Source organism: Chitinibacter bivalviorum (assembly GCF_013403565.1).
Taxonomy (GTDB): Bacteria; Pseudomonadota; Gammaproteobacteria; order Burkholderiales; family Chitinibacteraceae; genus Chitinibacter; species Chitinibacter bivalviorum.
The window spans coordinates 2,156,831-2,177,798 of record NZ_CP058627.1; the positions used below are offsets into that span (position 1 = coordinate 2,156,831).

The following is a 20,968-nucleotide window of genomic DNA, read 5'->3' on the forward strand; positions in this document are numbered from 1 at the left end:
ATCACTTGTAGGCTCGGTGATAGCGAGGCTTAATGCGACTTGGATTGCGTGGGGGGCCAGATCTATCGGGGCGTAATCGTTCGACTTGCTTGATTAATAAGACAATTATTTTATCGAACAAGGCACCAAACCGCTTAGGGTCACTCAACAAGCGAGGCAACTGGTGTCGCAGTTGCGAAGCGGCGTAACTTAAATTGGCATGAAATAAGGCCTGCTGCTCTGCAGGCAATGCTCGCAATGCATCTTCACAAGCTAGACTCGCCAGATTATGTAACAAAATGGCGGCATGAAACTCCTGTCGTACAGCCAGTGGGGTTTCACCACCAAATTGTTCCAGCTTTAAGCGGCACTTGAGATTGCGGAATGCCTCTTCAATTCGCCAACGACGGTGATAGAGCGCGGCAAATTCCGCGTGAGGATACTGCACTTCATTTAAGAGCGATGTGGCCAGTATTTCGATCATACCCGACTGAAGTATCACCTTAACCAGCCTGATTTTAAAGGGTTTAATGGCAATACCATGAGTATTGAAGGACTTATATTGCGCTCGATTAGGTGTAATGGTGATGACTTCGCTCATCCGATCTGAGCGCGCAAAGGCGGTGACCAGTGGATTGTAGGACGAGCTATAGAGTCGCATACAAAACGCTTGTTGGCGTTCAAGCAGCAAGGCAAACAGCCAATGCGCAGGATAGCCTCGATCAAGCACCAATAAATCGTCTTGTTTGAGGATGGGTAACTGCCGGAGCAGCAGCTCACGCTCGCTGACGCGATCGGCATCAAGATCCGCACACAGAATCAATCCAGTACTGGTTTCGCACAAGGCGGCAGCACGTGCCAAGGAATAAGGGGGCGCATTTGCGCCATCATAAACATTGAAGTGTTCAGGCTTGCGAATATCTGCATGGTTGGGCAAATACAAAGTGGTTGAGTCGGCGGCAATGATTCTCCAGCTATGCCAACGTTGAGCCAAATCGCTTGGTAAATCATGGTTGATTTGGTCGCGCAGCTCGATATAAGCAGACTCTTTGAGCTTCTTACGCGCCATTCGAAAGGCGTCGTCATTGGGTAAACGGCCATCAGGCAGATCCAAATGATCAAAGAACTGATCGACTTCGACTTGCAAAGATTGCTGAAGTCCAGCGAGCAAAATGCCCGCTACGCGTGGAAAGGTAAAAGTGGTGTTGCGAGTGAAATCTTGCGGGCGTTGACGGTGGCGGGAACGAAATTCAAGAGAATGAAGTAACTGCTGGATTTTATAGATTGATTTGGAATATAGGGAGGGTCGGATTCATAGTCTATTAGTTATATAAAACAATAAGATAACACATAATGCCATGATCGGGCGACCTGGGAAAGGCTTATTTTCGCGGCAGTGGGGTCTTGCCCCACCCCTTGCAACCCCAGCGCGCCCGATCGCCGCGAAACCCCGTCCGTCCAGCAATTGGCAAGGCGCCGCAAAACTCGCTGCGCGCTAGCGTCGCGCAGCTCAAACAGGTTGCGGCTTAAAACCTTGCCAACCGCCTCCCGAACGGCGCGTCTCCACGGGCAATCCGCCCTAATTAGAGCAGGGGTATTTCTACCAAAAACAATTCAAAATTAATCTTCAGAGCAATACCAAGGCATGTATATACACAAATCGTCGGGCGCATGATGTCCCCTGCATCAGCGCCGAGCGAGGAACAAGCGGCAAGGGGTTTCGGCGGGCTCTGTTTTGTTAAAGCCCGCCGCCTTGCCGATTGTCCGCAGCGAGGGCATCGGCGCAGCCGACGCAGATGCCGGGGTCGCCTTTCTTTGCTGACTTTCTTTGGCGAAGCAAAGAAAGTTAGTGCCGCGGCGCATAGCCGCCAACTACGATAAACTGGTGCATATCCTTCAATGTAACGAGCAATCATCGTGACACTTATTGATGTTTCTAACTTTCTCAATGCTAGTGGCTTGACCCAAGCGGTTCTGATTGGTTTTTTTGCATATCTATGCAAAGCACTGATCGAGAAATGGATTAGCAACGACACGGAAAATTACAAAGCAGATCTAGCGCGCGAAAAAACAATTTTTGAACAAGATCTTAAAAATATCTTCGAGCTTCAAATAGAAGCTTATAAATCCAGTCTGGAAAAAGAAAGAATTCGCTTACAGATATCTTATGGCGGTATTTTTGAAAAACAGGCTGAAGCCATCATCGAGTTACATAAGTTACTAATTGAAGTGGAGGCAACAATTAATGATGCCCTCTATGAAAACGACGACAATTCATCAAAGACACTTTTCTTAGAAAAACGAAATGCACTTAACAAGTTTTTAAATGAGAACCGAATAATAATCCCTGAAACCATTGACAATAAATTATATGGATTCCAGAGAACAGCTTATATTAGTGTAATGAATTACAGAACAGCACAAGATTATATTCAGCGCCAAACCACCAATCCCAACATCGTAGATCACATGATCGAAAGGCAACAAAAAGCTGAAGCAGACCGGAACAGCCTATTTGAACTTAAGGAAGAGCTAATTAAAGAAACCAGACGTTTAATGGGTATTCTTGATGAAGACATTAGCAAATAAAAAAGCGACCTTCCGGTCGCTTTTTTATTAATCAATCCAATTACATCTCTTCCAACACCGCAATCCCCAACAAACTCAACCCCGTCTTCATCGTCCGTGCCGTCAATGCCGCGATCGCCAAACGACTATCACGCACAGCGCCCTCGGCAGACAAAATCGGGCACGCTTCGTAGAAGCGTGAGAATTGCTGGGCCAAGGCAAACAGGTAGCCGCACAGTTGATGCGGCTGGCAGGCATCCGAAACCGACGCAATGATTTCGTCAAACTGCGCCAATTGCAGCGCCAGTTGTTTTTCGGCTGGCTCGGTAATGACAATCTCGGCGTTCGCGTTGTAGTCGCCGACTTTGCGGAACACCGAGGCCACGCGCGTGTAGCTGTATTGCAGATACGGCGCGGTGTTGCCTTCGAAGGCCAGCATCGTGTCCCAGTTGAAGATGTAATCGCTGGTGCGGTTTTTTGATAGATCGGCGTATTTGACTGCACCGATGCCGACCGCTTGCGCGATACTGCGGCGGGTATCTTCAGCTAGATCAGGGTTTTTGCTGCTGACCAGCGCATACGCCCGCTCAACGGCTTCGTCGAGCAATTCAACCAGTTTCACGGTATCGCCCGAGCGAGTTTTGAATGGCTTGCCGTCTTCGCCCATCATCGTGCCAAACGCGACGTGTTCGAGTGCCATGTCGCTAGGTGCGAAACCGGCTTTGCGGCTCAGCGTAAAGAGTTGCTGGAAGTGCAAGCTTTGACGCGCATCGACCACGTACACGACGCGTTTCAGGTCGAGCGTGCGGTGGCGATAGCGGATTGCAGCCAAGTCGGTGGTGGCATACAAATAGCCGCCGTCTTTTTTCTGGATAATCATGGCTTGCGGTTCGCCTTCCGGATTTTTGAATTCCGGCAGGAACACCACTTGTGCGCCTTGGCTTTCTTCGAGCAGGCCGACTGATTTCAAATCCGACACGACAACTGGCAGATCGTCGTTGTAGGCCGATTCGCCACGCACGGCAGCAAGGTCAAGACCGACGCCGAGTTTGTCGTAAACGGCTTGGCAATGGTGCATTGAGACTTCAACAAACTGCTTCCACAGTGCCAGCACTTCGGCGTCGCCGCCTTGCAGTTTCACCACATATTGACGCGCGGTATCGGCAAAGGCGGCGTCTTCGTCAAAGCGCACTTTCGATTTGCGGTAGAAGTTTTCCAGATCGGCCAATTCCAGATCGGCGTCGCCCGATTTGCGCGTTTCCACCAGATACGCGACCAACATACCGAATTGCGTGCCCCAATCGCCCACGTGATTGCAACGCTGAACGTCGTGGCCGGCGAATGACAAGACGCGCGCAATCGCGTCGCCGATGATGGTCGAGCGCAAATGGCCAACGTGCATTTCTTTGGCTAAATTGGGCGATGAATATTCAACCATCACTTTTTGGCTGGCCGGTTTGGCGATGCCCAGTGCGTCGTCATTGCGTGCGGCTGCAAGGCGCTGCGCGAGGAAAGCTGGCGCGAGGTGAATATTGATAAAGCCAGGGCCGGCGATTTCGACTTTGTCGGCGATGCCATCCAAATCGAGCGCGGCAACGACTTTGGCGGCCAGCTCGCGTGGATTGGTTTTGGCGGCTTTGGCTGCGCCCATTACGCCATTGGCTTGGAAATCGCCAAATTCAGGTTTGCTGGATGCTTGAATCACGGCGGGCGCGCCAGCAGCACCGGCGGCGGCAAGTGCGGCTTCAACGCGCTGGGAAAGTAATTGAGAAATCGTCATGGGTCTGCCTAGGGCTAATCTGCGGCGACTGCGACACCCCGGCTCATTCACAGGATGGCGGCGCCAAAAGCGCTATTGTACCTGTTTGGGCTCTATAGCTGAATCGCTTCGCGGCCAATGCCAAATTTATTCAGGGTATAGCGATAAAATTCAATAATTAAAATGATTTCATAGATATACCCCTAGGCAAAATAAAAGCACCTTGCGGTGCTTTTATAGTGAGCTTGGCCAAAGGCGCATTAATACACTACAGCGGGCTTATTTAGCCATACAACGCTGGAACTCTTGATTCGAGTTGGCGGTTCGGCGGCATTCATCTTCATAAGACTGGCTTTTATGTTTGCCATCGCAGGTACTTCAAATCTCGGCAATCGATATTTGCCATACCAAGCACACCCTCTGAAACCAGCGGGTAACTCAGCGATTGGTTTGGCCTTTGTATTTTCAGCGCAAATTAAAAATATGACTTGAAGTTATCGCGCCATACAAGCTTCAAAAGCTGAGCGTGTAGCAGATGATTTACCACAGCGTTGCTCTGCTGTTTCACGTCGATAACTGTAATTACCGTCGTTTTCACCGTATTTATATCTGCGGCAATCACGACGAACATCGAGCGACTCGAAACGATTGCAATCAAGATCGCGCTTATCGTAGCGTTTAAAATCGTTGTCGCGATAGTAACTTTTTTTGTCGCGGGAATCGCGATCGCCATGTTTATCGTATTTATTATCCGATTGATGTTTAAAGCAATTTTCCCGCGCTTGAGCATTTTTGAATTTGTAACAATCCGGTTCAGCCATGACCACTGAGGAGGCCAGCCCCAACACCGCCAACAGCACACAGATATTCTTCTTCATGTGATTCTCTCTTTTTGATATTTAGGCTTGAAGCGCAAAGCACAGCGCGGGATTCAAGCTGACAAACTTGCAAGCATTATGCCATTCAGTTTATGCCACCAATTGCAGTAAAGCGCAAAGTAATTGCTTTTTCAGCCATAAAAAAAGCGCCCGAAGGCGCTTTTTTTATGGGGCAGCGTACGCTTATTTCACCAATGCTTTCGCACGAGCAACCACGTTTTCTACCGTAAAGCCAAAGTGCTTGAACAGCAAACCTGCTGGCGCTGATTCGCCAAAGGTATCGATACCGATCACATCACCTTCGAGGCCAACGTATTTGCGCCAGAAGTCGCTCGTAGCCGCTTCAACGGCCAAGCGTGGCACGCCTGCTGGCAATACCGATGCTTTGTACGCGGCATCTTGTTTGTCGAATACATTAGTAGAAGGCATCGATACAACACGTACCGCTACGCCTGCGGCATTGAGTTCCGCAGCCGCTTTAACTGCCAGATCCACTTCCGAACCCGTCGCGATGATCACTACTTTTGGATTTGCAGCGTCAACGAGTACATAGCCGCCTTTGGCAATGTCAGCCAATTGTTGCTCAGTACGCGCTTGGAACGCGAGGTTTTGGCGAGTAAATACCAATGAAGATGGTGAAGTACGTTCGCCAATCGCCGCCGCCCAAGCCACGACCGATTCAACGGTATCAGCAGGACGCCATGTGTTCATGTTTGGGATGCAACGCAGGGTTTGCATTTGCTCTACTGGCTGGTGAGTTGGGCCGTCTTCGCCCAAGCCGATTGAGTCGTGCGTGTAAACGAAGATATTGTTCGTTTTCATCAATGCCGCCATACGCAATGCATTCAGTGCGTATTCGCAGAACATCAGGAAAGTACCGCCAAATGGACGGAAGCCACCGTGCAATACCACGCCATTCATGATCGCGCTCATACCGAATTCGCGCACACCGTAGCTGATGTGGTTGCCGCTAATTTGGCCGTTTTCTACTTTCAGGCTGGATGAGCCTTTCCAGTTGGTCAAGTTAGAGCCAGTCAAGTCAGCTGAACCGCCCAGCATTTCTGGCAATTGCGGAGCAAAAGCTTGGATCGCGTTCTGGCTTGCTTTACGGGTAGCGATGGTTTCAGCTTTAGCATTGGCTTCCGCAACCGCAGTCTTCACCATGTCTTGCCAGTTAGCTGGCAAGTCGCCTTTCATACGGCGGTTAAATTCAGCTGCTTCAGCTGGGAATTGCGCAGCGTATTTCGCAAACAAGCTATTCCACTCAGCTTCAGCCGCAGCACCAGCCGCTTTTTTATCCCAGCCAGCGTACACATCAGCAGGGATTTCGAATGGTGCGTGTGGCCAGCCAATCGCTTCGCGAGTCAATGCAATTTCCGCGTCGCCCAATGGTGCGCCGTGGCAATCGTGGCTAGCGGCTTTGTTTGGCGAGCCTTTACCGATGATCGTTTTGCAGCAGATCAGCGTTGGTTTGTTGGTTTCTGCTTTGGCAGCAGCAATCGCCGCATTCAGCGCATCAACGTCGTGGCCATCAACACCAGCAATTACGTGCCAGCCGTATGATTCAAAACGTTTTGGCGTGTCATCAGTGAACCAGCCTTCAACGTGGCCATCGATTGAAATGCCGTTGTCATCCCAGAACGCCACTAGTTTGCCCAAGCCCCAAGTACCAGCCAGTGCACACGCTTCGTGAGAGATGCCTTCCATCAAGCAGCCGTCACCCATGAAGACATAGGTGTAGTGGTCAACGATATCCAGACCTGGCTTGTTAAATTGTGACGCCAACAGTTTTTCAGCCAATGCAAAACCCACGGCATTGGTGATACCTTGACCCAGCGGGCCAGTGGTTGTTTCTACACCTGGGGTGTAGTGAACTTCTGGGTGACCAGGCGTTTTAGAATGGAATTGGCGGAAGTTTTTAACGTCTTCGATTGATACATCGTAGCCAGTGAGGTGCAGCAAGGCATATTGCAGCATTGAGCCATGGCCGTTTGACAGTACAAAACGGTCGCGGTTAGCCCAAGCTGGGTTTTGTGGGTTAAAGCGCATATTGTCGCCCCACAAAGCCAGACCGATCTCAGCCATGCCCATAGGCGCGCCTGGGTGACCTGAGTTGGCTTTTTGCACGGCATCCATTGCCAGTGCGCGAATTGCATTTGCTAAGTCAGTACGCGTTGCTGCCATCACAGTATTCCTTATCAATTGAAAACGAAGTCCTTGTCTTCCTACATTGCCTGCGCAATCGCAAAAACCCAAGGTGAATATTTGTTTTGCATTATCCCTAAGTCTGAAGCTAGGGCAAGAGGCGAACGAAAAAAAACGACACGCCCGCATTTTACCCATGCTGGCGTGTCGCTGATGTTGCTTAAGAACAAATCTGTTGCAATGCCCTGTTCCGCTTACTCAAGTACATAGCTGCCGGGCGCCGCGCACAGTTTGGCGTGTTTGCGGCTGGATAATTTGGGTTTCACTTGCGAGCCCGACACGGGGCGCAGCCATTCCACCCAATTGGTCCACCATGAGCCGGCCACTTGCGTTTGGCTAGCCAACCAATCATCGGCATTTTGCGCGGCGGCTGGCGATCCTTGCCAATAGCTGCGTTTGCATTTGGGCCCGGGCGGATTAATGATGCCGATGATGTGACCTGAGGTAGACAGGGTAAATTGCACCGGGCCTGAAACTCGCTCGACCAAAGTAAAGGTTTGCTTCCACGGCGCGATATGGTCTTCTTCAGCGCTAACCATATAGATAGGCTGCGTGATTTTACCCAAATCAATCGGCTGCCCCGCCAAAGTTAAAGCATCAGCTTGCACCAATTTATTTGACCAGTACAGCTCACGCAAATAGCTACGGTGCATTTTTTTCGGCATCCGCGTGGTATCCATATTCCAATACAGCACGTCAAACGCCATCGGCGTTTCACCGAGCAAATAATTGCTCGCCCAGTAATTCCAAATCAAGCTATTACTGCGCAGCATGCGGAAGCTCGCGGCCATGTCTTTGCCGTCGAGATAGCCTTTGCGATCCATAATTTTGTCTATGAAGTCGAGCCCGTCTTCGTCGATAAACACCTCAATATCACCCGGACGAGAAAAATCAGTCAGCGTCGTCAATAAAGTCGCAGTTTCTACCGGCACTTTCGACAGGACGCCAGCCGCTTTGGCACGATTGGCCCAAGCCAGATACGTCGTCACCAAGGTGCCGCCAATGCAGTAGCCGAGCAGGTTCACTTTGTCGCTCCCCGAAATCTCGCACGCCACATCAATGATTTGCGCGACGCCGTCGGTCAGGTAATCATCCAGACTCACCTCGGCCATGCTGCTATCGGGGTTTTTCCAGCTGGTGACAAAGACCGAGAAGCCCTGATCAACGAGAAACTTGATCATGCTTTTTTGCGGATTCAGATCCAGCACGTAATATTTATTAATCCACGGCGACACCAGCACCAGCGGCACTTTATGCACCGTGGGGGTATTGGCTTCATAATGAATCACTTCAAGGAGTTTACCGCGATACACCACGGAACCTGCGGTTGTGGCGAGATTTTCACCGACGGTAAATGCATCCAGATCGGTCATCGCAATATCGCCATTGGCCATATCGTGCATAAAATTATCGACGCCTTTGGCCAAGCTGGCGCCACGGCTTTCTAGTGCCGTCGCCAGTGCGGTTGGATTGGTCAGCAAGAAGTTGGTTGGCGCCATCGCATTGAGCATTTGGCGTAGCCAGAAAGCAGAAATACTGCGTTCCTGCTCGTCCAAGCCGGGCGTGGCGTACAGATTATTTTGCAGCCAGCGGGTATTGAGCAAATACCATTCTTTCAGGCTGTCCCAAAAGGGCGAGTCACACCAGATTGGGTCGGCAAAACGTGGGTCATCAGGGTGCGGCGGGATCACGTCGCTATCGGGCTCACCCCAGTAGCGGCGTAATGTGAAGCCCTGCAAACGCAGCAGATCATTGGCGTAGCTGGTGTAGGCTTGATAGAGCTTATCAGGATGACGCAGCCAAGCCTTTTGTGCTTTCAGTGTTGTTTCACCCAAACCGAACGGATCGAATGCTTGGCGCAATTGATGCTGCAATTGCTCAAAACGCTGGGCTTGCTCGGTATAAAACTGAGAATAAATCGTTTCTGGCATATCAATGCTCCCCGCAGGCGATATCTTTCAATCTACGCTGCGGTGCAACATTTTTCAATGCACTTTTCCCCTATTTCGCGATTTATTTCTCACGCGCAATCAAACCGTTACGCTCATTTGCGCGCGGGCGATCGCTCGCGCCATTTCGAGTCGCTCCACCGTCCCTACATCCAGCCACAAACCCGTGTGTAAAGACGCGCTGATCCGCCCCTGAGCCATTGCTGCTCGCAACAAAGGTGCCAGCTTGGCGGGCTGATGCGGCACGGTATGGGCAAATAACGCGGGGTGATAAAGCCCGATGCCGCTAAAGGTGTATTTTGTATCACCGTCGCTCAGCGCCTTACCTTCTTGCAGCGCAAAATCGCCCGCCGGATGCTGCGGGGGATTGGGCACTAGGATCAAATGCGCGAGCATGCCCTCACCCAGATTTTGCAAAGCAGGCTGGGCAAAATCAATATCGGTAAACACATCGCCGTTGACTACTAAAAACGGCACTTCGCCCAAGAATGGCAAGGCCGTCGCGATGCCACCCGCGGTTTCGAGCGCGGTATTTTCAGCAGAATATTGAATCTGCGCCCCGTAGGCTGCACCATCTTGCAGACTAGCCTCGATCTGCTCGCCCAGCCATGCATGGTTAATCACGACTTGCTCAATCCCCGCCGCGACCAGACGCTTCAAATGCCAGCCGATCAAGGGCGTGCCTGCGACGTCGAGCAAGGGCTTGGGCCTTACATCGGTAAGCGGGCGCATCCGCTCACCACGGCCTGCGGCCAGAATCATTGCTTTCATGGTAGTGATCTTTAATCTATCAATTAGCGGGTATAGGCATAAGCACTTTTAAATAAAGAGCGTTCAAACATATACCCATCAATATTAAAAACTAAAACCCGTTTCAACCGGCGTGCCGTGCAAATTGAGCAGCAAACGGCCCAACGGCGTCAGCTCGCGGTAGCGCAGGCAAATTTGGCGCACATATTCAAACACGCGGGGTTGGTCGGCCAGATATTGATCTTTGCCATCGCGGAAATTAAGTCGCGCAAAAATACCGAGAATCTTGATATGGCGCTGCACCCCCGCCCACTCGAACGCGCGGTAAAAATCGGAGAAATCCTCGTGAACTGGCAAGCCCGCATCGCGCGCCATTTCCCAGTAGCGAATAACCAAATCGAGCACAAACGCCTCGTTCCACGTGACATAAGCATCACGCAATAAGGAGACTAAGTCGTAGGCGATCGGGCCTTTGACCGCATCTTGAAAATCAATCACGCGCAAAGCAGCGTCTTTGACCATCAAATTGCGCGAATGAAAATCGCGATGCATAAACACCGTGGGCTGCTGCAACACTTCAGCCGTGATCAGCGCGCAAGCACGCTCCCAGATCGCCAGCTCTTTACCAGCCAATTCGGTTTTGAATTGCTGACCGAAATACCACTCGCGGCAAATATCTAGCTCGCGCTGAATAAAGGCGGCATCAAATGGTGGCAAGCCTTCATCAAGGGTATGCGCCTGCATTTGAACTAAATCATGGATTGCACGCAGATACCATGCCTTAGCATTCTCTTCTGTCAGCAAGCTCGCCAAAGTCACATCACCCAAGTCTTCCAGCGCCACTAAGCCTTGCGCCGCATCTTGAGCCAACACTTGTGGCACTGCCACACCTGCACCAGCCAATTGCGCCTGGCGCGCCAAAAAAGGCTGCACATCAAATTGGGCGGAGTCAAAATCCATCACAATCACGGTGTGATCGGCCCAGCTCGCACGCCAATACTGGCGAATGCTGGCATCGGCAGCAGCCACAACTAAAGCAGCGGGTGCTTCGGGTTGCCAGCTTTGCAACCAATTAGTAATTTGTTCATGACGGTTCATAAGAAGAATTACTCTCAAATCTGCTAAAATCGGTCAATTCTATCAGTTAGCTGACCAAGGCCACATGCGGGTGCATCAATCGCCACCATTTCACCTCACTATTTTAAAGCTCTCGCTGGCCGTGTTGCCTTGCTTTGTCGCTGCACAAGCCATCGCGCAAACGAGCGACCAGCCTGAGCCGCCCATCTTTATCGAATCCGATGAGGCCAGCGCACAGGCTGGGCAATATACCGAGGCCAAAGGCAATGTCGTGATCAATCGCGACACGCTGGAAGTGCATTCAGACTGGGCTAAATACAATCTGATTTCAGATACGGTGCACGCGGGCAATAAAGTCGTGATGACCAAAGATGGCGACACACTCACTGGCACACGTCTGGATATGTCGGTCGATACCCGCGAAGGTGAGCTGGAACAGGCCACTTATTTGATGGGCCAGGGTTTGGCGCGCGGCGAAGCAGTCAAAGTTTTATTTGAAGGCAAAGATAAATACCGCATCCAATCGGGGTCGATGACGACATGCACCCCCGAGCAAAACTCATGGGCGCTGCACGCGCGCGAGATGGATCTTGATTACACCCAAAATTACGGTCAGGCCTGGCATGGTTGGCTGGAATTTCAAAGTGTGCCGGTCTTTTATTACCCTTGGGTTGACTTCCCGCTCGATGGTGGCCGCAAAACCGGCTTTCTAATGCCCAATGTGGCGTACAGCAGCACCACGGGTTTGGAGCTGACTGTTCCATTTTATTGGAATATCGCGCCCAATTTTGATGCCACGATTACGCCGAGTTATTTTGGCGAGCGCGGCTTGATGCTCGGCGGCGAGTTTCGCTATTTACAACCCAGCTTTGGCGGCGTAATTCGTGCTGAAGGCATTCAAGACAAAGAAAGCGAAACCAATCGCTACAGCATTTTATTTCAGCACTCGCAGCAGCTAGCCGATCGCTTGCGCCTGGATATTAATTACCAACGTGTATCGGATGATCACTACTTTGTCGATTTTGGCGATCGACTTTCCGTGGCCTCGCAAGTCAATCTGCCGCAAGAAGCCATTTTGTCGTATAGCGGCAGCAATTGGTCGACCTATTTGCGGGCCCAGCAATATCAAACCTTGCAAAACACGAGTAGTCCAATCACCCCGCCGTACTCGCGTTTGCCACAATGGTACTTTAGCTATAACCCTGATCTTGGGGGCGGAACACAAACCAGTATCACAGGCGAATTCACCCGTTTTCGCAGCGACACACAAAATCAGGGCGATCGCAGCTGGATTTACCCGACGGTGAGTCTGCCATGGGCCAATAGCTATAGCTTTATCACGCCCAAAATTGGGGTGAATGCCACTTACTACAGCAATGAATCGGCCAGCGGGCAGGACCTTGGCACACAATCTCGCGTGCTACCGATTGCCAGTGTCAATTCGGGTTTATTCTTTGAGCGCGAAGGCACGTTACTAGGTAGCAATGTGGTGCAAACGCTTGAGCCTCAGCTCTACTACCTGTACATACCATTCAAAGATCAATCCAAACTGCCCAATTATGACTCAGGCAATACGGATTTATCATGGTCGCAATTGTTTGCCGAAAATAAATTCTCGGGTAATGACCGCATTAACGATGCAAACCAAGTTACCCTAGCTCTCAATACCCGCCTGTTTGACGATGACAGTGGTGTTGAACGGTTTTATGCTGGGATTGGTCAGCGCTTTTATTTATCGCAGCCCAAAGTCGAGCTCAATGGCACGGCGGCCAGTAGCAATCAATACAATAGCGCCTCAGACTTCCTGCTGATGATGGGTGGTAATTTACCCTACGATCTGCGCTTTAATTACACGCTGCAGCAAGATTTGAGCAACGGCACTACGCAACGTTCGGACTTGAACTTGAATTGGTCGCCCGGCGAATACAAGACCATCAATGCGCGCTATGCGGTCAATCGCTTGACTCATATTGAGCAAGGCAGCTTAAGTGGCCAATGGCCGCTGGGTGCAGGTTGGTATGGCGTTGCCAGCTATACGCATTCTTTTATCGACAATCAATCACTAGAGTCGCTCGCTGGGCTTGAATATAATGGCGGCTGCTGGGCATTGCGCCTGGCCGCGCAACGCTATGTAACGACCAATAGTGAATACAAAACCAATTACTTTATCCTGCTTGAGTTAGGTGGGCTGGCCGGTATCGGGATGAATCCGATTTCGACACTGCGTCAATCCATTCCTGGCTATGCCGATACTTACACTTCGCCCAAATTACGTTAATAGGCACCGTATGACATCTAGTCTGAAATTAGGTTTGAAATTGCGCACTCTGTTTTGCGCCATTCCTCTGCTCGCAGCCATGGTCAGCCAGCCCGTCTTGGCCGAAGTGGTGACCATTGACCGCGTGGTGGCGCTGGTGAATAAAAATGCCATCACCCAGCTTGAACTCAATCGCAAAGTAACTGCTATCAAAGCCAATCTGGAACGTCAAAAAGTAAAGTTGCCACCAGACAATGTGCTGCAGCAACAAGTCTTGGAAAAAATGATTCTGGACCAACTCCAGATCCAATATGCCGAGATGACGGGCTTGAAGGTTGACGACAAGCAACTTGAAAACGCAATTAATAATCTAGCCGAACAAAATAAGCTGACCGTCCCCGAGTTTCGCAAACGACTCGAAAGCAACAATATTCCATGGCGCCAATTTCGCGAAGAGATTCGCCAAGAAATCATCATGGCGCGCCTAAAAGAGCGTGAGATTGATTCGCGTGTTGTCGTTACCGAGTCGGAAATCAATGACTACCTCAAGCTTTCCGAGGGGAAAATGGGCATGGAATATTTGCTGGCACAAATTCAGGTCAATATTCCTGAAAACGCCAGCCCTGAAATCATTCAAGCCAAACGCGCACGCATTCAAGCGGCCCTAGAAGAAATAAACGCAGGCAAATCATTTGAAACCGTCGCGGCCAGCTACTCCAATGATCCGAACGCGACCAAAGGAGGCAATTTAGGCTGGCGCCCTGCCGGCTCACTGCCACCTGCGTTTACCAGCTTGCTCGAGAAAACCCCTATTGGCAGCATGACCGATGTCGTGCGTACACCCGTTGCCTTTCATATATTCAAATTGCTGGATAAACGCACGGAAGAGCAGCGCGTCATCATGAAGCAAACGCATGCGCGCCATATTCTGATTCGCAGCAATGAAATTGTGTCCACGGATGACGCTCGCACCAAACTCTTGCAAATCCGCGAGCGCATCATGAGCGGTCAAGACTTTGCCACCATGGCCAAATCCTATTCGGATGACATAACAGCAGCCAAAGGCGGCGATCTGGGTTGGCTTAGCCCAGGCGAAACCGTGCCGCAATTTGAAGAAGCAATGAATGCATTGCAACTCAATGAAATTAGCATGCCGGTGCAATCGCCCTTCGGTTTTCACCTTATTCAAGCGCTTGAGCGCCGTGATCAGGACGTAACAAAAGAACAAGCGCGCTTCAAAATTCGCAACGAGCTCAAACAGCGTAAAGCCGAAGAACAATACGACGACTGGTTGCGTCAATTGCGCGACCGTGCGCGCGTCGTCATTCGCCTGAAGGACGAGTAATGCAAACCACGCAGCCATTGGCAATTACCACGGGTGAGCCAGCAGGTATTGGCCCAGAAATCACAATTGCCATGGCTGCTAGCAGCATACTTCCACAGCGTATGGTGATATTGGCCGATCGCACGCTCTTGCTTGAGCGCGCGCAATGCGTCGGAGTTGCGCGTGAAATCATCGCCGCATGGCCCGATTACACGCCCGAATGTACTGCGCCCGTTTCAGTACTGCACACGCCCTTGGCAACGCCCTCCGTCGCGGGTCAACTCAATCCGGCCAACGCGGCCTATGTTCTGACTTTACTTGATCGCGCCATTGACGGCAGTACCCGTGGTGAGTTTTCCGCCATCGTGACCGCACCAATTCACAAAGGTGTGATTAACGAAGGCACTAATGGCGGGTATTTCTCTGGACATACCGAGTATCTTGCCGAAAAGACTCATACCCCACAGGTTGTCATGATGCTGGCGGGTGAATATGGCGATCAGCAGCAAATGCGCGTGGCATTGGCGACGACGCATTTGCCGCTCAAAGACGTCGCCAACGAGCTGACGACTGAATCACTGCAAACCACATTGCGCATTCTGCATGACGATCTGCAACACAAATTCGGCTTGGCTGCGCCACGGATTATTGTCGCGGGTTTAAATCCGCATGCAGGCGAATCGGGCCATATGGGGCGAGAAGAAATCGATGTGATTATTCCAGTGCTAGCGCAATTGCGCGCCGAGGGCATGAATCTGATCGGCCCACTACCAGCCGACACGCTATTTAACCCGCCCATTCTGGCGCAGGGTGACGCCGTCTTGGCGATGTATCACGATCAAGGCCTGCCCGTACTCAAATTTGCCACCTTTGGCGCAGGCATCAATATCACACTGGGTTTACCCATTATCCGTACTTCCGTCGATCACGGCACCGCCCTCAATATCGCGGGTACTGGTCAGGCCGATATCGGCAGCCTGATTGCGGCAACGAAGCTGGCGGCTCAATTAGCCGCTACCGCTCACTAAAATACGACAGCAGGACACCTTCATGGCTCATATCCCACGCAAACGCTTTGGGCAAAATTTTTTGCAAGACCAAGGCGTGATCGCCAGCATTATCAACGCGGTTGATCCACACAAAGAAGACGCGATTGTCGAGATTGGACCCGGCTTGGCGGCGCTGACGATTCCACTGATGGCGCGTGTGCCGCAACTGCACGTCGTTGAAATTGACCGTGACATCGTCACACATTTGTCGGCACGCTATAGCGCCGAGCAATTGGTGATTCACAATTGCGACGCCTTGATGTTCGACTTTGGCGCCTTAGCGCGCGAGATTGCACCTGGCGGCCGCATTAAGTTGGTCGGCAACTTGCCCTACAATATTTCAACACCGCTGCTGTTTCATCTGGCGAGCTTTGGTGACGTGATTTACGACATGCACTTTATGCTGCAAAAAGAAGTCGTCGATCGCATGGTCGCCGAGCCGGGCACTACTGATTACGGTCGCCTGTCGATCATGCTGCAATACCGCTATTTGATGGATCACATTATCGATGTGCCGCCAGAAAGCTTTGATCCTCCGCCCAAAGTGGATTCAGCCGTGGTGCGCATGGTGCCCTACGATGTATTGCCGCACCCCGCCAAAGATGAAGAACACCTGCGTAATCTGGTGCAAACCGCCTTTGCTCAGCGCCGCAAAACCATCCGCAATAATCTGAAAGGCATCGCCAACGATGACGCCTTGGCCGCCGTTGGTATTGAGCCTAGCTTGCGCCCAGAAAACATCAGCGTTGCTCAGTATGTTGCGCTTTCTAACGCCCTGGTGAAATAAGCGTGATTGACCCTAGGGTTTTCCCCGCTAGGCTTAGCAACAACTACACTGCAAAATCAAAGGCTTGATTGATGAATACGAATACCGCCATGATCCGCTTTAGCCAAGTCAATAAATGGTATGGTCGCGACCACCATGTATTAAAAAACCTCAACCTTGAAGTCAAACAAGGCGAGGTGGTCGTGCTGTGTGGGCCATCGGGCTCGGGGAAATCGACCCTGATTCGCACGATCAATCAGCTCGAAGCCATTAATGATGGTGAGATTTGGGTCGATGGCATTCAAGCCAACAATCCGAAAACCAACATCAACAAATTGCGCGAAGAAGTCGGTTTTGTATTTCAACACTTCAATCTTTACCCGCATTTGTCGGTACTCGAAAACATTACACTCGCACCGATTCAGGTCAAAAAGCAATCGGTCGAACAAGCCAATGCCAAAGCGCTGGAATTGCTTGAGCGTGTCGGTTTAGCGCACAAAAAAGACGCTTATCCGGGCAATCTGTCGGGTGGTCAGCAACAACGTGTCGCCATTGCACGCGGTTTAGCGATGAACCCTCGCGTCATGCTGTTTGACGAACCAACCAGTGCGCTAGACCCCGAAATGATCGGTGAGGTGCTGGAAGTCATGAAATCGCTGGCCGAGTCCGGCATGACGATGATGGTGGTCACGCACGAGATGGGCTTTGCGCGCGAAGTGGCCGATCGCGTGATCTTCCTAGATCAGGGTGAGATTTTGGAAGACACCGATCCAGAGGCCTTCTTTACCAGCCCGAAAACGGATCGCGCCAAACAATTCTTACGCCAAATTCTGGCGCCCATGCATCAGTAACACTAGGGTATTGATCCCAGACCCAATTCAAACAAGCTTTATAGAACAATACCCGTAGCGGGTTTGCTTCTGCTTGATGCTCGTCTACGATACTAATTGCAGATCGCAATCAGGATAGATGATGAAATCAGTATTGTTCTTGCTCTGTTTGATACTTAGCCCGCTCATTGGGGCTAGCGAAAAAATCACGATCTACAGCCAATATGATTACCCTCCATTTTGGTCTGAAGGTCATGGTTTGACTGCCGATCTCGCGCAAAAATTGACTGAGCTGAGCCAAGACAAATATCAGTTTGTCGTCGAAATCATACCCCGCAAACGGCTCGATGCCATGATGCAGTCTCCAAAATGGCAAGGCATAGTGCCCTGGGCCAACCCAAGCTGGTTTGGCGACGAACAACAAAGCCGCTTTATTTGGTCTTCGACCCTATTTATGGATGCAGATTTAGTCGTCAGTAATCAGCCCATCAATTTTGCAGGGCCAGAAAGCCTCTATGGGAAACGGCTAGGCGGCATTTTAGGGCATCGTTATATCGAGTTGGAACAGGATATTGCGGCAGGCAAAATCATCCGCGACGATGCCCCCAGCCAAAGCAATAATCTGAAAAAGTTAATGACACAGCGTGTCGATGTGGTGTTTATTCCGCATAGTAGCTGGATCGATTTGCAGCAAACGGCACCGGAGAGCATTAAGGGACTGTTTCTGGCAGCAACACCCAGAAATCGTTACGAACGTCGTTTGCTCATTAGCCCGAATAATCCGGCCCTAGCGCAATACATTAGCAAAACACTAGAGAGCATGAGCCGAGATTCAAGCTGGCAATATAAGATTAAAGCTTACAATTTTGGCGGTGCGAAATAGGCTGTGCAAACTCAGGTTTTACCCTGCAAACCCAAGCGCATCCACAGCTCAGCCACACCCGATGGCACCGGCTGGCTAAAGTAAAAGCCCTGCATATAATTCACGCCCAAGCCCTGCAAAAAGCGCACGGTTTCCAGGGTTTCAACGCCCTCAATCACCAAATCGAGCTGCAAAGCTTGCGCCATTTGCGCGATGGCCTGCATTACCCGACGGCCATCTTCGGTATGCAAGCGCTGCGAGAATGAAACATCGACTTTGAGCATTTGCGCTGGCATTTCATGCAACTGCGACAAAGACGAATAGCCAGTGCCAAAGTCGTCAATCGCCAGCACAAACCCAGCCGCACCGAGCTGGCGTAAATGCCGCATCTGACGCGCATAATCGGTGAGCGCCACGCTTTCGGTGATTTCAATAATCACATCGCTTGGCCGCAATTTAAATTGCGTCAATCGCTCAACCAAGGTCGTAACAAAGGTTGGCAAATATAGCTGACTGCGCGAGACATTGATCATCAGTTTTTGCGACAAACCCGATTCGCGCCAATCTCGCAACTTGGCAAACGATTGCAGCATAATCTGCTCAGATAATTCCTGAATCAGCCCGACTTTTTCTGCCATCGGAATAAACAACTCGGGGCTAATCCAACCGCTTTTATCATCCATCCAACGAGCCAGCGCTTCAACGGCAATGACCTCGCCAGTACGCGCATTTACTATCGGCTGATAGAAAACCTGCAAACCACCATGACGAATCGCACTCGAGAGTCGCGATTGAATCGCGACATGCTCACGACCCAGCGCCTTCAGATGCACAATATCGCTGTAGAAACACACGCTGTTACGCCCCGCGTGCTTGGCGTGGTACATCGTATGGTCAGCAGCAGAGAGCAGCTCATCGCCGCTTTCTGCATTATCGGGATAAATGGCAAAGCCCACCGACACCGTCGGCTGCGTTTCCATGCCATTTATCATGATGCTTTGCCGCGCGGCCAGGCGGAGCTGCTCGGCAATTTCAGCCAAATGCTTCTGGCTCTCCACCTCAGGAATCAGCGCGATAAATTCGTCGCCACCCCAGCGCGCCAACAAGCCATTTTCAGGCAACACTTCATTGAGCCGCTGAGCCAGCATCACCAGCAAATCATCGCCAGTTTTATGGCCAAAAGCATCATTGATTTGCTTGAAGTGGTCTAGGTCAATAAAACCCAAGGCGACCTTGCGATGTTCGCGCCGCGCTTCATCAATGGCACGATGCAATTCATTATCCAATAGCAGGCGATTAGGTAGCCGGGTCAGGCCATCGTACAGCGCCATTTGGGTGATATTTTGCTCGTTCAGGTGCGCCACCGTTACATCGCGCATCACACCACGCAAAGCAGTAACGCGTCCGTCAGGGCTAAAATGGGCAATCAGTCGCAACTCAACCCAAATAAAGTCGCCATCAGCGCGCAACAACCTAAAACGCTCGCTCGCTGGCTCTTTGGATTTCGCTTGTCGATCAATAATGTGGCTAACGAGTTTGATGTCTTCTGGATGCACCCAGCTAATCAAGGGTCGCCCAAGTTCGGCCGGCAAGTCGCGCGCTTCAATACCACGCAATTTTGACCAACCTAAAGTGGCCTCAGTCAAAACGCCGGTTGGCAATAAATCAACGATCGCTTCTTCCAATAAATTGAGCGTATCGAGCATGGTTTTTTTGCGCGCAGCATCATGCATCAGCGCCGAAATATCTTGCAGCAAGACCACGACGCTGCGTTGCTGCGCTGTGCCAACAGGCTGAACTCTGACCAACAGGCAAACATCTTGCTCGGGCAACATACAATTAAATTGCTGACTGCTCTGCCCTGCCAATATTTGCGGTAATAAACGTAGTAATTCACTCGCCAATTCATACGGCAACACCGTCGCCATCGGGCGATTGAGCATCACATCACCCGCTGGCAATGCGGGATGTCCAGACCAGACATGACGTACTATCGCTTGTGCATCCAGCTCAAACACCATGTCTTGGGTCGCCCCAACCAAGGCGCGTAAACGTTGCTGATTAGCGAGTGATTCGGCTTCCAGCTTGGCTTTACCCAGGGCTTGGGCCACATGATTAGACAACATGGCCAGCAAACGTAATGCGACAGAATCAGGCTGGCGCTCTTCGCTGTCATTCAAAAAAGCCAGAAAACCAAATAACTCGCCACCCTGCAATAAAGGAACGCACAACAAATGCCGAATCCCAACCTGAGCGAGCAACATTTGCTCGGCCAAAGGTAATTCGAGCAATGACTTATTCAGCACCATACCAACAGCAAGGGTATCTGCCAGCAAAGCATACTGATCATAATCTATAGACAGAAACGGTGCGGGGGTATATTCCAGCAGACTACAATCTTGATCCCGCCATGCAGCCACCAGCTTGGCACAACGCCCATGTTCATCATTGAGATACAAGCCAGTCATGCTGCTGCGCGATGCCTGCCCTAAGACTTGCAGCATATCAAGCAGATAGTCCGGCTCATCCGTGTGCGTGAGGATACTCACCACACTATCGAAGGCGTTGAAGTAAGTATGATAAGTGCCCAGCGCCTGCTGTTCATGCATCGCAAGGCTGGAAAAACCACTTGATTCAGAGAGCAACCCTTTTCCCCAATCCGCAAAACATCACAAGCCGAAACTGCTTCGGCGAAATCCATGGCTCAGGCGCCAC

Annotated in this window: 15 protein-coding genes; 7 read left to right on the forward strand and 8 right to left on the reverse strand. The window is 51.0% G+C overall.

Going from position 1 to position 20,968, the window contains the following annotated elements; translation table 11 throughout:
* Position 1: 1 nt before the first annotated feature.
* On the reverse strand, positions 2-1,291 hold the full coding sequence (locus HQ393_RS10185) for an IS4 family transposase (protein WP_179358367.1): 1,290 nt from the start codon (positions 1,289-1,291) through the stop codon (positions 2-4).
* 605 nt (positions 1,292-1,896) lie between these two features.
* Here HQ393_RS10185 and HQ393_RS10190 point away from each other — a divergent pair.
* Positions 1,897-2,568, forward strand: coding sequence for a hypothetical protein (locus HQ393_RS10190; protein WP_179355092.1), 672 nt, complete (start codon positions 1,897-1,899; stop codon positions 2,566-2,568).
* A gap of 40 nt (positions 2,569-2,608) precedes the next feature.
* Here HQ393_RS10190 and argS read toward each other — a convergent pair whose 3' ends face one another.
* The 6 genes from argS to HQ393_RS10220 form a co-directional block, all read right to left on the reverse strand.
* Positions 2,609-4,327, reverse strand: coding sequence for an arginine--tRNA ligase (argS, locus tag HQ393_RS10195; RefSeq protein WP_179355093.1), 1,719 nt, complete (start codon positions 4,325-4,327; stop codon positions 2,609-2,611).
* A gap of 473 nt (positions 4,328-4,800) precedes the next feature.
* Complete coding sequence (locus HQ393_RS10200) at positions 4,801-5,184, reverse strand: hypothetical protein (RefSeq protein WP_179355094.1); 384 nt, start codon at positions 5,182-5,184, stop codon at positions 4,801-4,803.
* Between the two features lie 183 nt (positions 5,185-5,367).
* Complete coding sequence (gene tkt, locus HQ393_RS10205) at positions 5,368-7,368, reverse strand: transketolase (RefSeq protein ID WP_179355095.1); 2,001 nt, start codon at positions 7,366-7,368, stop codon at positions 5,368-5,370.
* 215 nt (positions 7,369-7,583) lie between these two features.
* Complete coding sequence (locus HQ393_RS10210) at positions 7,584-9,320, reverse strand: PHA/PHB synthase family protein (RefSeq protein WP_179355096.1); 1,737 nt, start codon at positions 9,318-9,320, stop codon at positions 7,584-7,586.
* 99 nt (positions 9,321-9,419) lie between these two features.
* Complete coding sequence (gene murU / locus HQ393_RS10215) at positions 9,420-10,109, reverse strand: N-acetylmuramate alpha-1-phosphate uridylyltransferase MurU (RefSeq protein ID WP_179355097.1); 690 nt, start codon at positions 10,107-10,109, stop codon at positions 9,420-9,422.
* 84 nt (positions 10,110-10,193) lie between these two features.
* On the reverse strand, positions 10,194-11,186 hold the full coding sequence (locus HQ393_RS10220; RefSeq protein WP_179355098.1) for an aminoglycoside phosphotransferase family protein: 993 nt from the start codon (positions 11,184-11,186) through the stop codon (positions 10,194-10,196).
* Between the two features lie 64 nt (positions 11,187-11,250).
* Here HQ393_RS10220 and HQ393_RS10225 point away from each other — a divergent pair, with 64 nt between their 5' ends.
* The 6 genes from HQ393_RS10225 to HQ393_RS10250 all read left to right on the forward strand — a co-directional run bounded on the left by HQ393_RS10225 (position 11,251) and on the right by HQ393_RS10250 (position 18,274).
* Positions 11,251-13,443 carry an LPS-assembly protein LptD gene (locus tag HQ393_RS10225; RefSeq protein ID WP_179355099.1) on the forward strand — a complete coding sequence of 731 codons (2,193 nt, stop codon included), beginning with the start codon at positions 11,251-11,253 and terminating at the stop codon, positions 13,441-13,443.
* Between the two features lie 10 nt (positions 13,444-13,453).
* Complete coding sequence (locus tag HQ393_RS10230) at positions 13,454-14,767, forward strand: peptidylprolyl isomerase (protein ID WP_179355100.1); 1,314 nt, start codon at positions 13,454-13,456, stop codon at positions 14,765-14,767.
* Positions 14,767-15,774, forward strand: coding sequence for a 4-hydroxythreonine-4-phosphate dehydrogenase PdxA (gene pdxA, locus HQ393_RS10235; RefSeq protein WP_179355101.1), 1,008 nt, complete (start codon positions 14,767-14,769; stop codon positions 15,772-15,774). The genes HQ393_RS10230 and pdxA overlap by 1 nt, the downstream gene beginning before the upstream one ends.
* Before the next feature lie 22 nt (positions 15,775-15,796).
* The gene (gene rsmA / locus HQ393_RS10240; protein WP_179355102.1) at positions 15,797-16,582 is read left to right on the forward strand and encodes a 16S rRNA (adenine(1518)-N(6)/adenine(1519)-N(6))-dimethyltransferase RsmA; all 786 of its coding nucleotides are present in this window, start codon (positions 15,797-15,799) and stop codon (positions 16,580-16,582) included.
* Positions 16,583-16,671: 89 nt separating this feature from the next.
* Positions 16,672-17,412: an amino acid ABC transporter ATP-binding protein gene (locus HQ393_RS10245; protein WP_179358473.1), complete on the forward strand. Its 741-nt coding sequence runs from the start codon at positions 16,672-16,674 to the stop codon at positions 17,410-17,412.
* Positions 17,413-17,530: 118 nt separating this feature from the next.
* On the forward strand, positions 17,531-18,274 hold the full coding sequence (locus HQ393_RS10250) for a substrate-binding periplasmic protein (RefSeq protein WP_179355103.1): 744 nt from the start codon (positions 17,531-17,533) through the stop codon (positions 18,272-18,274).
* Positions 18,275-18,285: 11 nt separating this feature from the next.
* Here HQ393_RS10250 and HQ393_RS10255 read toward each other — a convergent pair whose 3' ends face one another.
* Positions 18,286-20,898 carry a sensor domain-containing phosphodiesterase gene (locus HQ393_RS10255; RefSeq protein WP_179355104.1) on the reverse strand — a complete coding sequence of 871 codons (2,613 nt, stop codon included), beginning with the start codon at positions 20,896-20,898 and terminating at the stop codon, positions 18,286-18,288.
* Between the last annotated feature and the right edge of the window lie 70 nt (positions 20,899-20,968).

What these genes read in the sequence shown, in the direction of transcription:
- argS (WP_179355093.1), bottom strand. Translation starts at nt 4,327, where the DNA reads ATGACGATTTCTCAATTACTTTCCCAGCGCGTTGAAGCCGCACTTGCC.
- HQ393_RS10200 (WP_179355094.1), bottom strand. Translation starts at nt 5,184, where the DNA reads ATGAAGAAGAATATCTGTGTGCTGTTGGCGGTGTTGGGGCTGGCCTCC.
- tkt (WP_179355095.1), bottom strand. Translation starts at nt 7,368, where the DNA reads ATGGCAGCAACGCGTACTGACTTAGCAAATGCAATTCGCGCACTGGCA.
- HQ393_RS10210 (WP_179355096.1), bottom strand. Translation starts at nt 9,320, where the DNA reads ATGCCAGAAACGATTTATTCTCAGTTTTATACCGAGCAAGCCCAGCGT.
- murU (WP_179355097.1), bottom strand. Translation starts at nt 10,109, where the DNA reads ATGAAAGCAATGATTCTGGCCGCAGGCCGTGGTGAGCGGATGCGCCCG.
- HQ393_RS10220 (WP_179355098.1), bottom strand. Translation starts at nt 11,186, where the DNA reads ATGAACCGTCATGAACAAATTACTAATTGGTTGCAAAGCTGGCAACCC.
- HQ393_RS10225 (WP_179355099.1), top strand. Translation starts at nt 11,251, where the DNA reads ATGCGGGTGCATCAATCGCCACCATTTCACCTCACTATTTTAAAGCTC.
- HQ393_RS10230 (WP_179355100.1), top strand. Translation starts at nt 13,454, where the DNA reads ATGACATCTAGTCTGAAATTAGGTTTGAAATTGCGCACTCTGTTTTGC.
- pdxA (WP_179355101.1), top strand. Translation starts at nt 14,767, where the DNA reads ATGCAAACCACGCAGCCATTGGCAATTACCACGGGTGAGCCAGCAGGT.
- rsmA (WP_179355102.1), top strand. Translation starts at nt 15,797, where the DNA reads ATGGCTCATATCCCACGCAAACGCTTTGGGCAAAATTTTTTGCAAGAC.
- HQ393_RS10245 (WP_179358473.1), top strand. Translation starts at nt 16,672, where the DNA reads ATGATCCGCTTTAGCCAAGTCAATAAATGGTATGGTCGCGACCACCAT.
- HQ393_RS10250 (WP_179355103.1), top strand. Translation starts at nt 17,531, where the DNA reads ATGATGAAATCAGTATTGTTCTTGCTCTGTTTGATACTTAGCCCGCTC.